Origin of the sequence: Actinomadura parmotrematis, from assembly GCF_019458805.1 — a bacterium.
Lineage (GTDB): Bacteria > Actinomycetota > Actinomycetes > Streptosporangiales > Streptosporangiaceae > Spirillospora > Spirillospora parmotrematis.
On the sequence record NZ_JAIBOA010000013.1, the window covers coordinates 70,661 to 84,998 of the forward strand.

Sequence of the window (14,338 nt, forward strand, 5' to 3'; positions counted from 1 at the left end):
CACGCGGTGATCTGCGAGGTATGCCCGCCATTCGTGCGCGGATGAGGGTGCCTCCGGCCCGTTCCTTCCCCCCGCGACATTGAGGAAAGTTCATGCGTCTGCTGCCCTGGGGCAAGTCCCGGCCGGACCGCAATCTCGGCCTGGGCACGAGGATCACCGCGATCCTCGTCTGTCTGGTGTCGGTCTGGGGCTTCTCCGCCTGGGTGGTGTTCCGCGACGGCGTGGACCTGCTCCAGACGCAGACCGTCGACGAGACCGCCGGGCGCCCGACCAAGTCCCTGATCTCCGCGCTCCAGGACGAGCGCCGGCTGTCCCTGGTCCGCCTCGGCGACCCGAAGCTGGTGAGCGCCCGGGACCTGGCCGGGCAGCGGGCCCGCACCGACCAGGTGATCGCCGACTGGCGGCGGCTGTCGGCGGGCGCGCCCGGCCGCGTGCGCAAGCACATCGCCGAGACGCGCGACCGGCTGAACCTGCTGAGCGGCACCCGGCGCGCGGTCGACACCGGCACCGGCGACGCCGCCGGCACCACCGAGGCGTTCGACACCACCGTCGACGCCGCGTTCGGCATCCTCGCCATCAACGCCGAGGTGAACGACAAGGCGACCGCCGCCGACGCCCGCGCGCTGATCGCGCTGACCCGCGCCCGCGAGCTCATCGCCCGCGAGGACGCCACCCTCGCCGGCATCATCGCGCACGGCCGCTACGCCCCCGGCGAGGCCGCCCGCTGGGCGCAGGCGGTCGGCGTGGCCCGCTACGGCCTGGCCGACGCCGCCGGCCAGCTCGCCGATGAGGACGCCGGCCGCCTCCGCGCGTTCACCACCGGCACCGCCTACGTGGCGCTGCACGCCGCCGAGGACCGGCTGCTGACCGCCAAGGGCCGCGCCGCCCTCCGCCCCGCGCTCACCCCGGCGCAGTGGAGCGGGTTCACCCGGCCGGTGCTCGGCCAGCTCGACCGCACCATCGACGTCGGCGGCGACGCGGTCGTCGAGCGCGCCCAGCCCGGCGGCATCGCGGTCATCGTCCGCCTCGTCATCGTCGGCGTCCTCGGCCTCGCGGCGGTCATCACGTCGATCTGGCTGGCGGCGACCACGCACCGGCGCCTGAACAGCCAGCTGAAGCGGCTCCGCCTCGCCGCCGACGACCTGGCGAACGAGCACCTGCCGCAGCTGATGGACCGCCTCAGCCACGGCGAGCCCGGCGCGCAGGTCGACATCGGCGCGCTCCGCCTGGAGTTCGGCAGCGACGACATCGGCCAGGTGGGCCACGCCATCAACCGCGTGCAGGACATGGCGTTCCAGGCCGCGATCGGGCAGTCCGCCCAGCGCAACAACACCCGCGAGACGCTGCGGCTGCTCGCGCAGCGCATCGCCTCGCTGCTGGCCCTGCAGCGCCAGGAGATCGACCGGATGGAGCGGCGCAGCGACCTGCACCCCGAGCTCGTCAAGAGCCTGTTCGCCGCCGACCTGCACAACACCCGCGCGCTCCGCTACCTCGCCAACGTGCGCCGGTGGACGGGCGAGCAGGCCGGCACGCCGCGCAGCACGCCGATGTCGCTGCTGGACGTGATCCGCAGCGCCATGGGCCAGGTGGAGGACTTCCCGCGGGTGCACGTCAGCCCGCCGCGGGCGGGCCTCGCGCTGAGCGGCCACGCCATCGACGTCGTCGACCTGCTCACCGAGCTGATCGAGAACGGGCTGCGGTTCAGCCACCCCGACACCGTCGTGGAGGTGGCGGTGAAGGAGGTCAGCAACGGCGTCGCGATCGAGGTCGAGGACAAGGGCTGGGGCCTCAGCGAGGAGCAGATCGCCGAGGCCAACGCCGTGCTGGCGGCCCCGCCGACGTTCGAGGAGGAGTTCCCGGCGCGGCTCGGCCTGCCGACCGTCGCGCTGATCGGCCACCGGTTCGGCGTGCGGACCACGCTGATGGCCTCCCCCTACGGCGGCGTCCGCGCGGTGGTGCTGCTGCCGCGCACGCTGCTCCGCGAGCTGCCGCCCGAGGAGATCCTGGTCCCGGCCGCCCCGGCCGCGGCGGCGGCGCTGGAGGGCGGCACGACGCAGAGCGGCGGCGTCGCGGTGCTGGCCCCGCCGGCGCCCCGCCCGCTGCGGGCCGTCCCGCCCGCCGAGCCGGAGGCCCCGGCCGGCGGCGAGGGCGGCGACGGCGCGGGCGGCGGCGACCGGTCGCGCACCGACGGCGGCCTGCCGATCCGGCGGCCGCAGGAGAGCCTGAACCCGGCGCTCCGCGAGGAGCCGCCGGCCGGCGACGCCCCGGCGTCCGAGGAGGAGCCGGAGGCCGGCTCCCCCGAGCGCGCCCAGCGCGTCATGGGCGCCTTCCAGCGCGGCACCCGGCAGGGCCGCCGGGACGCCGCCGAGGCGCGCCGGTCCGCCGAGGACGGCGCCGGCGGCGCGGCGGACGGCTCCCCGGTCGGCGCCCCCGACGGTTCCCCGGACGAGGGCTAGCGGCTCAGATCCCCCAGAAGTCGGCCTCGCGGTAGAAGCCGCGGCAGAAGTCCATCTGCCGGTCCAGGTACTCCGCGAGGCCGGGGGCGCCGTCCCGGACGGCGGCGACCTCGGCGCGGGCCGCGTCCAGCAGGTCGGCGACGCGGGCCTGCACCCGGTCGCGGTCCTCGTCGAGCAGCAGCACGTTGAGGTCGCCCGAGCGGACATCGCGCTCGTAGGTGCCGAGGTCGTTGAGCAGCCGGACCACCCGCTGCACGGCGGCGCTCGCCGCGCGCACCGCGGCGGCGTCCCCGCCGCCGCCGCTCGCGATCCAGTGCGCGGTGAACACGAACGAGAAGCCGAGGTTGTCGGCGTTGGCGAGGTACTCCTCGACGGTCGGCTTCGGGCCGCCCGCCGCGATCGCCGCCGCCCAGTCCCACTCGCGGGCCATCGCGTCCAGCATCGCGCGCAGGTCGTCCAGCCAGACGGGCGCGAGCCGCTCGTAGGCGGGCAGCGCGGCGAGCTCGGCGCGGACGTCGGCGAGGAACCGGGTGAGGTCGTCGCCGGGGACCGGCGGGGCGCCCCCGGCGACCGCCAGGCAGCGCGCGGCCGCCGCGTCGACCTCGGCGCGGGTGCGCGCGGCCGAGTCGATGAGGCCGTCCAGCGCGAAGCACCAGAGGCAGACGCGGTTGGCGACGCGCAGGTCCGCCGCCGACAGCGACGGGCCGCTGAACGCCGACGCGAGCGACAGGGTGACGAACAGCGTCGGGTCGTAGGCGGTCTCGTCGCCGTACAGGGCGGGGTACTCCGCCGCCCAGGAGCGCATGGCGCGCGCGCCCTGCCCGGCCGTCGCGCAGATCCGCCCGGCCGCGAGGGCGGCGCCGGCGCCCTCCCCCGCCCCGGCCCGCTCGTCCGCCCCGGTCCGTTCCTCGGTGCCCGCCGCCATCGGTGCCGCCTCTCCCGCAGGTGTCCTGGCCACCTGCGAGTATCGCGGGCGCCGCTCGCGACGATCAAGGTGGCCGGGATCTCAGCCGGCCCGCAGCTCGCGCTTGAGGATCTTGCCGGTGGGGCTGAGCGGCAGCGCGTCCAGGAACCGCACCTCGCGCGGGCACTTGTAGTTGGCGAGCCGCTCCCGGCAGTGGGCGATCAGCTCGGCGGCGCGGTCGTCGCCGGCGGCGGCGCCCGGCCGCAGCGTCACGCACGCCACGACCTCCTCGCCGAGCCGCTCGTCGGGGCGGCCGACCACCGCGGCCTCGGCGACGTCGGGGTGGGCGTAGAGGACCTCCTCGACCTCGCGCGGGTAGACGTTGTAGCCGCCCCGGATGATCAGGTCCTTGACCCGGTCCACGATGAACAGGTAGCCGTCCTCGTCGAGGTGGCCGAGGTCGCCGGTGCGGAACCAGCCGCCCGCCAGGGCCGCGGCGGTCGCCTCGGGCCGGCCGTGGTAGCCCTTCATGACGTTGTGCCCCTGGATCAGGACCTCGCCGACGTGCTCGGGGCCGGGCGGCAGCTCCGCGCCCGCCTCGTCCACGATCTTGACGCGGACGCCCCAGACCGGCCGGCCCGCCGAGCCGATCCTGCGCTGCTCGGCGCTGACGTTGAAGGTGGCGGTGCTGGCGGTCTCCGACAGGCCGTAGCCCTCCAGGATCACCACGCCGGGGAACGCCTCCTCGAACTCGCGGACGACCTCCTCCGGCATCGCCGCGCCGCCCGAGACGCCGACGCGCAGGCTGGACAGGTCGCGGCCGGCCCGGTCGGCGCGCAGCAGCGCGAAGTACATCGTCGGCACGCCGGTGTAGATCGTCGCGCGGTGCCGCTCGATCGCGTCGATGACGTCGTCCACCTCGAAGCGCGGCACGAGCACCAGCGTCCCGCCGAAGCGGACGGCGGTGTTCAGCACCGACGACAGGCCGAACACGTGGAACAGCGGCAGCACCGCGAGGCCGATGTCGTCGTCGCGGAACCCGAACAGCTCCCCGGCGACGGTGCAGTTCATGTAGAGCTGGAAGTGGGTGAGCTCGGCGCCCTTCGGGACGCCGGTCGTGCCGCTCGTGTAGAGCAGCACCGCGACGTCGTCGGCGGACGTCGCGGCGATCTCGCCGGTGTCCTCGGCGAAGTACAGCTCGTCGAAGTGCCGGGTGCCCTCGGGGCGGGCGTCGCTGCCGGGCAGGTTCACCACGTAGGCGGGGACGTCCCCGGCGCCCTTCACCGCCTCGGCCGCGAACGTCTCGAAGGTGATCAGCAGCTTGGCGCCGGAGTCGCCCAGGTGGTGGGCGACCTCGGGTGCCTTCAGCAGCGGGTTCAGCGGCACCATGACGAGGCCGGCCTTGAGGACGGCGAAGTAGCTGAACAGGAACTGCGGCAGGTTCGGGAGCTGCACCGCGACCCGGTCGCCGGGGACGAGGCCGAGACCGAGCAGGGCGGACGCGACCCGGCCGGAGATCTCGTCCACCTGGGCGTAGTCGAACGACAGGTCCCCGAGGGCGCAGAGCGGTTTGGCCGGGTTCGCGACCCGGGACTCGCGCAGCATGGTCGCCAGGTTGAAACTCATATCCGCTCCTCGCACAGATAACATACCGACCGGCCAGTATGTTCAAATCTAGTGAGCCGCCGGCGCGGCTGGCAACACCCCCGGGAGGCACCGTGACCAGCGGATCGGAGCGCGTGCGGGACGTGCGCGCGGAGGACGCCTTCGACGTCGCCGCCGTGCACGAATGGCTCGCCCTGCACATGCCGGGCTACCGCGGCGCGTTCGCCGCGCCCCCGCGCGTCCGGCAGTTCGCGGGCGGCGCCTCCAACCTCACCTACCTGCTGTCGCCCCCGGACGGCGCGAGCCCCGGCGTCGTGCTGCGGCGGCCGCCGCGCGGCACCAGGGCGGCGTCGGCGCACGACATGGGCCGCGAGGTGCTCGTCCAGCGGCGGCTCCGCCCGCACCTGGACGTCGTCCCGAGGGTGCACGCGTTCTGCGAGGACGAGACGGTGATCGGCGCGCCGTTCTACGTCATGGAGCACCTGCGCGGCACCGTCCTCGGCGCCGAGCCCCCGGCGGGCGCGGACCTCGGCGAGGCGGCGGCGCGCGCCCTCGGCGAGACGGTGATCGACACCCTCGCCGACCTGCACTCGGTGGACGTCGCCGCGGCCGGGCTGGAGCCGCTCGGGCGCGGCCCGGGGTACGTCCGCCGCCAGGTGTCCGGCTGGTCCCGCCGCTGGACCGGCGCGGCCACCCCCGACGCGCCGGACGCCGCCGCCCTGCTGGCCTGGCTGGACGAGCGGCGGCCCGGCGACGTCGCCGCCCGGCTGCTGCACGGCGACTGGAAGCTCGACAACCTCGTCGTGGACCTGGCCGGCGCGGCCCCGCGCATCGTCGGCGTGCTGGACTGGGAGATGGCGACCGTCGGCGACCCGCTCATGGACCTCGGCGCCGCCATGGCCTACTGGATCACCGCGGACGACGACCCGGACTACACCGTGCTCCGCCGCCAGCCGACGCACCTGCCCGGGATGCCGACGCGCGAGCGGGCCGTCGCCCGCTACCTGGACCGCACCGGCCTGCCGGTGGACGACTGGCGCTTCTACGAGGTGTTCGGCCTGTTCCGCCTCGCGGTGATCGTCCAGCAGATCTGGGCCCGCTACACCGCCGGCCAGACCACCGACCCCCAGTTCGCCGCCTTCGGCTCCCTGGTCGCCATGCTCATCGCCCGCGCCGCCCGCCGCGCCGGCGTCGGGTAGCGGGCGGGTCAGGGCTGGGGGTCGGGGCCGTCCTGCTCGGCGAGGAAGCGCTCGAACTGGGCGCCGATCTCGTCGGCGGTCGGCATGTCGCGGCCCTCGGCGAGCAGGCTCTCGCGCTCGGCGGCGCCCGCGAACGCGTCGTACTGCTGCTCCAGCGCCTGCACGACCTTCTCGACCTCGGCGTTGCCGGCGACCTGCTCGGCGATGTCGGCGTCGGTCTTGGCCGCCGCGTCGCGCAGCGCCTCCGTCGGCAGGACGAGGCCGGTCGTGGCCACGATCCGCTCCAGCGCGGCGACCGCCGCCGCCGGGTAGGCCGCCTGCGCCAGGTAGTGCGGGACGTGCACGGCGAAGCCGAGCGCGTCGTGCCCGGCCTCGCCGAGCCGGAACTCCAGCAGGCCGGCGGCGCTGCCGGGCACCTGCACCTTGTCGAACCAGGACGTGCTGGTGATCAGCTCGGGCCGGGTGGCGTGCGAGGTCATGCCGACCGGGCGGGTGTGCGGCACGCCCATCGGGATGCCGTGCACGCCGACGACCAGGCCGACGCCGATCCGCTCGACCAGGTGCAGGACCGCGCGGGTGAAGCCCTCCCACAGCCGGTCCGGCTCGGGGCCGGCGAGCAGCAGGAACGGCGTGCCGACCTCGTCGTGGAAGAGGCGCAGCGCGAGCTCGGGGGCCTGGTAGTCCGCCCAGTGGTCCCGGTCGTAGGTCATCATCGGCCGCCGGGCCCGGTAGTCGATCAGCGCGTCCACGTCGAACCGCGCCACCACCCGGTGCTCCAGGGACTCCAGCAGGTGCTCGCGCACGAGCTGGCCGGTCGAGCCGGCGTCCACGAAACCGTCGAGGCTGTGCAGCAGCACCGGCCCGGTCATCTCGGGCAGGTCACCGTCCAGCTCGTACAGATCCTCTGGTTTCGCCACATCTCCCCCACGACGGCCGTCTGGTAGGACCAAACATAGGACATGGCGCGGATAATCCCGGTGTCGGCCGTCACCTCGCGGCGGCCGTCACGCGGTGAAGACGCGGCTGGCGAGGAAGTCCTCCGGGCGGAGCGTCGTCAGGTCCTCCCGGGTGACCTCGCCGCCCGCCGCGACGAGCCGGCTCGCGTGCCGCAGCCGGGCCCGCTCGACGGCGTTGCGGACCGACCGGGCGTTGGCGAACCGCGGCTGCCCGCGCCGCCGCTCCAGGTAGTCGCGGAGCACCGGCTCGGTCTCGGGCGCGAGCCGGTAGCCCTCGCGGGCGGTCATCAGCCGGCCGATCTCCTCCAGCTCGGCGGTCTCGTAGTCGGGGAAGTCGACGTGGTGGGCGATGCGCGAGCTCATGCCGGGGTTGGAGGAGAAGAACGAATCCATCCGGTCCTTGTAGCCGGCGAGGACGACGACGAGGTCGTCGCGGCTGTTCTCCATCACCTGCAGCAGGATCTCGATGGCCTCCTGGCCGTAGTCGCGCTCGTTCTCGGCCCGGTACAGGTAGTACGCCTCGTCGATGAACAGCACCCCGCCCATCGCGCGCTTCAGCACCTCCTTGGTCTTCGGCGCGGTGTGCCCGACGTACTGGCCGACGAGGTCGTCGCGGGTCACCGACACCAGGTGCCCCTTGCGGATGTAGCCGAGGCGGTGCAGCAGCTCGGCGAGCCGCACCGCGACGGTCGTCTTGCCCGTGCCGGGGCTGCCGGTGAAGCACATGTGCAGGCTGGGGCGGCCGGAGTCGATGCCGAACCGGCCGCGCACCCGGTCCACCAGCAGCAGCGCGGCGATCTCGCGGATGCGGGTCTTGACGGGGACGAGGCCGATCAGCTCGGAGTCCAGCGCGTCCAGCACCTCGTCGGCGTGCGACTCGGCGCGCTCGCGGGCCAGGTCGACGCGGGCGTCCGGCGGCAGCGTCGCGGGCGCCGCCTCGGCGGGGGACGGCTCCCCGGGCGTGGCCGGGGAGCCGTTGCGCATGGCGAAACCGCTCATCGGTAGCGCTCGCCCTGCGGCCGGTCGGCGGCGTAGGCGTGCGTGGTGTAGCCGATGCGCCGGTCCGAGCCCTCCGCGCGGTCCAGGCGGAAGCCCGGCTCCTCGGCGGGCCGCTGCACGAGGAACGACAGCGCCGTCGTCTGCCGCCCGTACCGGGCGTCGTAGGCGTTCAGCCGGATGTAGGCCGCCGGGTACGCCTTGCGGCACTCGTTCAGCTCCAGCAGGACGCCCGCCGGGTCCTTCAGGTCGAACATCGGCAGGCCCCACATCTCCCAGTAGGTGTTGCGGGGGTGCGGGTCGTCGGTGAACTCGATCGAGCAGGGCCAGCCCCGGTCCAGGGCGTAGGCGACCTGGAGCCCGATCTCCTCGTCGGTCAGCTCGGGCAGGTACGAGAACGTTCCTTGGGTCACTCGCATCAGGCGCTCACAGGGGTCTCGACGACATCGGGGGTGTCGGTGGACTCGTAGGTGAAGGTGATGTCGCCCCAGGTGGCGAGGGCGACGTCCAGCTCGCGGCTGTGCTTGGCGGCGGCGCGCAGGATGTCCTCGCCCTCGCGCAGGAAGTCGCGGCCCTCGTTCCGGGCCTTGATCATCGCCTCCAGCGCGACGCGGTTGGCGGCGGCGCCCGCCGCGATGCCCATCGGGTGGCCGATCGTGCCGCCGCCGAACTGCAGGACGACGTCCTCGTCCAGGTAGTGCAGGAGCTGGTGCATCTGGCCGGCGTGGATGCCGCCGGAGGCGACCGGCATGCAGCCGGGCGTCGACGCCCAGTCCTGGTCGAAGTAGAGGCCCTTCACCGGGTCGGCCTCGATGCGGTCCTTGCGGAGGACGTCGTAGAACCCGGCGACGCTGTTGGGGTCGCCCTCCAGCTTGCCGACGACCGTCCCGGCGTGGATGTGGTCCACCCCGGCGAGCCGCATCCACTTGGCGATCACGCGGAAGCTGACGCCGTGCGCCTTCTGCCGCGTGTAGGTGGAGTGCCCGGCGCGGTGCAGGTGCAGCAGGACGCCGTTGGCGCGCGCCCAGTGCGCCATGGACTGGATCGCGGTGTACCCCACGGTCAGGTCGATCATGACGATGACGCTGCCGAGCTCCTTGGCGAACCCGGCCCGCTCGTACATCGCCTCCATCGTCCCGGCGGTGACGTTCAGGTAGTGCCCCTTGATCTCGCCGGACGCCGCCTGCGCCCGGTTGACCGCCTCCATGCAGTACAGGAACCGGTCGCGCCAGCGCATGAACGGCTGGGAGTTGATGTTCTCGTCGTCCTTGGTGAAGTCCAGGCCGCCGCGCAGCGCCTCGTAGACGACGCGCCCGTAGTTGCGGGCCGACAGGCCGAGCTTCGGCTTCACCGTCGCGCCGAGCAGCGGCCGGCCGAACTTGCCGAGGTGCTCGCGCTCCATGACGATGCCGTGCGCCGGGCCCTGGAACGTCTTCACGTAGTGCGCCGGGATGCGCATGTCCTCCAGGCGGAGCGCCTTCAGCGCCTTGAACCCGAACACGTTCCCGATGATCGAGGAGGTGAGGTTGGCGATCGACCCCTCCTCGAACAGGTCCAGGTCGTAGGCGATGGAGGCGATGAACTGGCCCTCCCGCCCCGGCACCGGGTCCACCTTGTAGCACTTGGCCTGGTAGTTCTCGTAGCTGGTGAGCCGGTCGGTCCACACCACCGTCCACGTCGCGGTGGACGACTCGCCGGCGACGGCCGCGCCCGCCTCCTCCGGCGGCACGCCCGGCTGCGGCGTGATGCGGAACGCCGCGAGCACGTCGGTGTCCTTCGGCACGTAGTCCGGACGCCAGTACCCCATCTCCGCGTACGGGATGACTCCGGCCGACCAACGATCGGTACTCACTGTCACTCGCCTCAGTTCCCGGCCGGGGGTGGCGGCGCGCCTCCCGAGCGAAGGACGGCAGGCCCAGGGGATCCGGGCGGCGCGCCGCGCCCCGGCCACGGTGGGTGGTTCCGTGAACGGTTCGAGCGTGCCCGCGCGACACTTGCCATGTCCATCAAGTGTTTTTCGGTGATACTTGAGGCATGACTGAATCCAGGCTGCGGAGCTTCGTCGCGCTCGCGGACGCCGGGTCGGTCCGCGAGGCGGCCCGGCGGCTGTACGTGACCGAGTCGGCGGTGTCGTCGGCGGTCACCGCCCTCGCCCGCGAGCTGGACGTCCCGCTGGTGCGGCGGGAGGGCCGGGGGCTCGCGCTCACCCCCGCCGGAACGGTCTACGCCGCCTACGCGCGGCAGGTGCTCGGGCTGCTGGAGCAGGGCCGGGCGGCGGCGCGCGGCGCGGCCGACCCGGCGCGCGGGACGCTGCGGCTCGCCGCCGTCACCACCGCCGCCGACCAGGTGCTGCCCGAGCTGCTGGCGTCGTTCCGGACGCGCCGGCCGGGCGTGGAGCTGGCGCTGGAGGTCGGGCCGCGCCGGCAGGTGTGGGCGAGCCTCGCCGCGCACCGCGCCGACCTGGTGCTCGCCGGCCGGCCGCCCGCCGGGCTCGCCGCGACGGTCCTCGCCCGCCGCCCGAACGACCTGGTGGTCGTCGGGGCGCCGCCGCTCGCCGCGGCGTTCGCCCTGGACACGACGCCGTGGGTGATGCGCGAGCCGGGCTCGGGCACCGGCGCCGCCGCCGAGGCGTACCTGGCCGAGCGGGACGTGGCGCCGCCGCGGCTCGTGCTCGGCTCCAACGGCGCGGTGATCGCGGGCGCGGCGGCGGGCCTCGGCGTCGCGCTGGTGTCGCGCGACGCGGTCCGCGACCGGCTCGCCGCCGGGCTGCTCGCCGAGATCGCCGCGCCCGGCACGCCGCTGCACCGCCCCTGGCACGCCGTCGCGGGCTCCGCGCCGACGCCGACGACGCTGCTGTTCGTCGCCCACCTGCTGGACGCCCCCGGCTGGACCGCCGGCGGCGCGCCGGGGGCAGGCGTCTCAGGCGGCGAGGGCGGGCAGGACGAGGGAGAGCGCGACGAGCCCCGCCGCGAGCAGCACGAGGGCGACGGCCTTGCCGCGGTCGACGGCGAGCTGTGAGTAGCCGCGCAGCACCGAGCAGCCGACGCCGAGGCAGAGCAGCACCGCCGCGAGGTCGAGCAGCAGCGCGACCCAGGTGATCACACCTGCGGCCTACCCGCGGCCGGCCCCGGGCAAGGTCAGCGCCCGGTAAGGAGCCGGGCGAGGAGTGGGCTCGGTCACACCCGCGGGGCGTGATGGCCGGGCCGCCCGGGAAGGGACAGAATCGAGTTCGGCACCCCGAGAGAGGCATCCCCATGACGGCCGACCGCCCCTACGACCTCGTCCTGTTCGGCGCCACCGGCTTCACCGGCGGGCTCACCGCCGAGTACCTGGCCGCGCACGCCGGCGGCACCCGCTGGGCGCTCGCCGGGCGCAGCCGGTCCCGGCTGGAGGCGGTCCGCGACCGCCTCGCCGCGATCGACCCGGCGCTCGCCGACCTGCCGCTGCTGCTCGCCGACACCACCGACGCCGCCTCCATCGAGGCGATCGCCGGGCGGGCCCGGGTCGTCATCACCACGGTCGGCCCCTACGCCGAGCACGGCGAGCCGCTCGTCGCCGCCTGCGCCCGCGCCGGCACCGACTACGTCGACCTGACCGGCGAGCCGGGGTTCGTGGACGAGATGTACATCCGCCACCACGAGACCGCGCTCCGCTCCGGCGCCCGCATCGTGCACGCCTGCGGCTTCGACTCGATCCCCGCCGACCTCGGCGCCTACTACACCGTCCGGCACCTGCCCGAGGGCGTCCCGCTGCACGTCGAGGGGTTCATGCGGGCGAGCGGCGACGCCTCCGGCGGCACCCTGCACTCGGCCGTCGGGGTGTTCGCCGACCTGCGCGGCATGGTCCGCGCCGACCGCGAGCGCAACGCGCTGGAGCGGCGGCCCGCCGGGCGGCGCGTCCGGGTGTCGAAGCGGGCGACGCCGAGGGCGAAGGTGTCGGGCTGGACGCTGCCGCTGCCGACGCTCGACCCGCGCATCGTGGTGCGGTCGGCGGCGGCGCTGGAGCGCTACGGCCCCGACTTCACCTACGGCCAGTTCCTCAACGTGCGGCGCCTGCCGACGGCGGCCGGGCTCGCCGCGGGCGCGGGCGCCGTCCTGACGCTCGCCCAGCTCCCGCCGACGCGCGCGCTGCTGCTGCGGCTCCGCACGCCCGGCGAGGGCCCGGCGCCCGAGGCCCGCGCGAAGCACTGGTTCAGCGTGACGTTCGTCGGCGAGGGCGGCGGGCGCCGCGTCGTCACCGAGGTCGCGGGCGGCGACCCCGGCTACGACGAGACGGCCCGGATGCTCGCCGAGTCGGCGCTCTGCCTGGCCCACGACGACCTGCCCGGCACCGCCGGGCAGGTCACCACGGCCGCCGCGATGGGCGACGCGCTGATCGACCGGCTGGTCAAGGCCGGCCTCACCTTCCGCGTGCTCCAGGAGGGCCCGGCGGGCGGCTGAGCGCGGGGATCGGGACGACCGCCTCGACGGTCGTCCCGACGCCGGGCCGCCCCGTCACCGTGACGCGGCCGCCGAGCAGCTCGGCGCGCTCGGCCATGCCGCGCAGCCCGTAGGAGTCGGGCCGCCCGCCCGGCCGCCCGGCATGGCGCCCCGGCCCGTGCGCGAACCCGACGCCGTCGTCGGCGACGGTGAGCCGCACCCGGTCCCGGTCGTGCTCCAGCAGCAGGTCCAGGGACGAGGCGGCGGCGTGCCGCAGGCAGTTCCCGACGGCCTCCTGCGCGATCCGGTACAGCGCCGTCTGCACGTGGTCGGGCAGCGCCGCCTCCAGCTCGCCCGAGACGGTGACGGTGACGTCGAGGCGCTCCCCGGCGTCGCGGGCGAGCGCGGCGAGCGCCGCCGACAGGCCGAGGTCGTCCAGCACCGGCGGGCGCAGGCCGCCGATCGCCGCGCGCGTCTCGGCGGACGCCAGGTCGCAGAGGCCGCGCGCCAGCATGATCTGCGCGAGCGCCTCGGGATGGTGCTCGGGCAGCGCCCGCTCGGCCGCCGACAGGTGGAAGCCGAGCCCGGCGAGGCGCTGCGCGATGCCGTCGTGGATCTCCCGGCTGAGCCGGGTCCGCTCGGCCTCCTGCGCCTCCACGGCCCGCTCGGCGAACCGCTCGGCGGCGTGCTCGCGCTCGCGGGCGGCGCGGAGCCGCCGGCACGAGCAGAGCACCGGCGCGAACAGGTCGCCGAGGGACGCCGCGAGCGCCAGGTCGGCGGGCGCGCACGGCCCGGCGGCGCGCACGTCCAGCACCGCGATGACGGTCCCGCCGCTCCGCACCGGCAGGGCGGCGCCGCGGCCGTCGGCGTGGCCGCGGGGGCGGCCGTGCGCGGCGGCCCGGCCGACGTCGCCCGCCCCGAGCGCGACCGCGCGGCCGCCGCGCGCGCCGCCGCACTCCAGGACGCGCTCGTCGTCGTCCAGGACGTACACGTCGCAGAAGGTCAGGCCGCCCGCCGAGCGGACGACCAGCCCGGCGAGATCGGCGGCCATCGCGGGCAGCTCGCGGTCCGAGCAGGCCGCGGCGATGACGCGGAGCAGCAGGTCGCGGCCGTGCCCCTGGAGGGCGGCGGTCACCGGAACAGCCCCTCGCGGAGCGCGACGGCGATCGCCGCGGACCGGTCGGCGACCTCCAGCTTGCGGTACAGGGCGCGCAGGTGGCTCTTCACCGTCTCCTCGCTCAGCACCAGGCGCGCCGCGATGGCCTTGTTGGACAGGCCGCCGACCAGCAGCGACAGCACCTCGCTCTCGCGCTGGGTGAGGCCGCGGTTGGCGCCCGGCCAGAACTCGCCGCGGGTGAGGCGGGCGGCGGTGACGGCCATCCGCCCCGCCAGCGTCGGATCCACCACCGTCTCGCCCTGCGCGACCTCCTCCAGCCGCCGGACGAGCTCGGGGCCGTCGACGCGCTTCAGCAGGTAGCCGCCGGCGCCCGCGCGCAGCGCCTCGAAGACGTACTGCTCGTCGTCGTAGACCGACAGGAACACCACCCGGGTGGCGGGGGCGGTCCCGGTGAGCGCCCGGCAGAGGTCGAGGCCGCTCTCGGGGCCGAGCCGCACGTCCAGCAGCACCACGTCGGGGCGGAGGGTGGTGACGAGGCGGGTCGCCTCGCCGGCGGTCCCGGCCTGCCCCACCACGCGCACCCGGCCCGCGAACCCGGCCAGCATCGCCTGCAGACCGGCGAGGATCATCTCGTGGTCGTCCACCAGGACGACGCGTACGGGGGCACCCATCCCGGCACCCTAACAA

Annotated in this window: 12 protein-coding genes; 4 read left to right on the forward strand and 8 right to left on the reverse strand. The window is 75.2% G+C overall.

The annotated features are described in order from the left end of the window. Nucleotides 1-92 precede the first annotated feature (92 nt). Entirely contained in the window at nucleotides 93-2,456 is a 2,364-nt protein-coding gene (locus tag K1Y72_RS20630; protein WP_220168035.1) for a sensor histidine kinase, read from the forward strand. 4 nt (nucleotides 2,457-2,460) lie between these two features. Here the strand turns inward: K1Y72_RS20630 and K1Y72_RS20635 are convergent, their stop codons facing one another. Further along, complete coding sequence (locus K1Y72_RS20635) at nucleotides 2,461-3,381, reverse strand: terpene synthase family protein (protein ID WP_220168036.1); 921 nt, start codon at nucleotides 3,379-3,381, stop codon at nucleotides 2,461-2,463. 81 nt (nucleotides 3,382-3,462) lie between these two features. After that, on the reverse strand, nucleotides 3,463-4,986 hold the full coding sequence (locus K1Y72_RS20640; RefSeq protein ID WP_220168037.1) for a long-chain-fatty-acid--CoA ligase: 1,524 nt from the start codon (nucleotides 4,984-4,986) through the stop codon (nucleotides 3,463-3,465). 92 nt (nucleotides 4,987-5,078) lie between these two features. Here K1Y72_RS20640 and K1Y72_RS20645 point away from each other — a divergent pair, with 92 nt between their 5' ends. Beyond that, nucleotides 5,079-6,164 carry a phosphotransferase family protein gene (locus K1Y72_RS20645; protein WP_220168038.1) on the forward strand — a complete coding sequence of 362 codons (1,086 nt, stop codon included), beginning with the start codon at nucleotides 5,079-5,081 and terminating at the stop codon, nucleotides 6,162-6,164. An 8-nt stretch (nucleotides 6,165-6,172) separates the two neighbouring features. Here K1Y72_RS20645 and K1Y72_RS20650 read toward each other — a convergent pair whose 3' ends face one another. The 4 genes from K1Y72_RS20650 to K1Y72_RS20665 form a co-directional block, all read right to left on the reverse strand. Then, the gene (locus tag K1Y72_RS20650; protein WP_220168039.1) at nucleotides 6,173-7,081 is read right to left on the reverse strand and encodes a PAC2 family protein; all 909 of its coding nucleotides are present in this window, start codon (nucleotides 7,079-7,081) and stop codon (nucleotides 6,173-6,175) included. A gap of 87 nt (nucleotides 7,082-7,168) precedes the next feature. Further along, the gene (cbbX, locus tag K1Y72_RS20655) at nucleotides 7,169-8,119 is read right to left on the reverse strand and encodes a CbbX protein (protein WP_220168040.1); all 951 of its coding nucleotides are present in this window, start codon (nucleotides 8,117-8,119) and stop codon (nucleotides 7,169-7,171) included. After that, nucleotides 8,116-8,535: a ribulose bisphosphate carboxylase small subunit gene (locus K1Y72_RS20660; protein WP_220168041.1), complete on the reverse strand. Its 420-nt coding sequence runs from the start codon at nucleotides 8,533-8,535 to the stop codon at nucleotides 8,116-8,118. The genes cbbX and K1Y72_RS20660 overlap by 4 nt, the downstream gene beginning before the upstream one ends. Beyond that, nucleotides 8,535-9,968, reverse strand: coding sequence for a form I ribulose bisphosphate carboxylase large subunit (locus K1Y72_RS20665; protein WP_220168042.1), 1,434 nt, complete (start codon nucleotides 9,966-9,968; stop codon nucleotides 8,535-8,537). Before K1Y72_RS20665 ends, K1Y72_RS20660 begins: the two co-directional genes overlap by 1 nt. 182 nt (nucleotides 9,969-10,150) lie before the next feature. Between K1Y72_RS20665 and K1Y72_RS20670 the strand changes: the two genes are divergently transcribed. Continuing rightward, a complete protein-coding gene (locus K1Y72_RS20670) occupies nucleotides 10,151-11,134 on the forward strand; it encodes a LysR family transcriptional regulator (RefSeq protein WP_220168043.1) in 984 nt (327 codons plus the stop codon). Between the two features lie 236 nt (nucleotides 11,135-11,370). Continuing rightward, nucleotides 11,371-12,555 carry a saccharopine dehydrogenase family protein gene (locus K1Y72_RS20675; protein ID WP_220168044.1) on the forward strand — a complete coding sequence of 395 codons (1,185 nt, stop codon included), beginning with the start codon at nucleotides 11,371-11,373 and terminating at the stop codon, nucleotides 12,553-12,555. On the opposite strand, the gene K1Y72_RS20680 is transcribed toward K1Y72_RS20675, so the two are convergent. Both K1Y72_RS20680 and K1Y72_RS20685 read right to left on the reverse strand, forming a co-directional pair. Next, nucleotides 12,515-13,669: a GAF domain-containing sensor histidine kinase gene (locus K1Y72_RS20680; protein WP_308287163.1), complete on the reverse strand. Its 1,155-nt coding sequence runs from the start codon at nucleotides 13,667-13,669 to the stop codon at nucleotides 12,515-12,517. The genes K1Y72_RS20675 and K1Y72_RS20680 overlap by 41 nt on opposite strands. Then, nucleotides 13,666-14,322, reverse strand: a complete 657-nt coding sequence (locus tag K1Y72_RS20685) for a response regulator (protein ID WP_220168045.1) — start codon at nucleotides 14,320-14,322, stop codon at nucleotides 13,666-13,668. Before K1Y72_RS20685 ends, K1Y72_RS20680 begins: the two co-directional genes overlap by 4 nt. Nucleotides 14,323-14,338 lie beyond the last annotated feature (16 nt).

Coding starts and splice junctions, on each gene's coding strand:
- K1Y72_RS20630 (WP_220168035.1), top strand. CDS start 93: ATGCGTCTGCTGCCCTGGGGCAAGTCCCGGCCGGACCGCAATCTCGGC.
- K1Y72_RS20635 (WP_220168036.1), bottom strand. CDS start 3,381: ATGGCGGCGGGCACCGAGGAACGGACCGGGGCGGACGAGCGGGCCGGG.
- K1Y72_RS20640 (WP_220168037.1), bottom strand. CDS start 4,986: ATGAGTTTCAACCTGGCGACCATGCTGCGCGAGTCCCGGGTCGCGAAC.
- cbbX (WP_220168040.1), bottom strand. CDS start 8,119: ATGAGCGGTTTCGCCATGCGCAACGGCTCCCCGGCCACGCCCGGGGAG.
- K1Y72_RS20660 (WP_220168041.1), bottom strand. CDS start 8,535: ATGCGAGTGACCCAAGGAACGTTCTCGTACCTGCCCGAGCTGACCGAC.
- K1Y72_RS20670 (WP_220168043.1), top strand. CDS start 10,151: ATGACTGAATCCAGGCTGCGGAGCTTCGTCGCGCTCGCGGACGCCGGG.
- K1Y72_RS20675 (WP_220168044.1), top strand. CDS start 11,371: ATGACGGCCGACCGCCCCTACGACCTCGTCCTGTTCGGCGCCACCGGC.
- K1Y72_RS20685 (WP_220168045.1), bottom strand. CDS start 14,322: ATGGGTGCCCCCGTACGCGTCGTCCTGGTGGACGACCACGAGATGATC.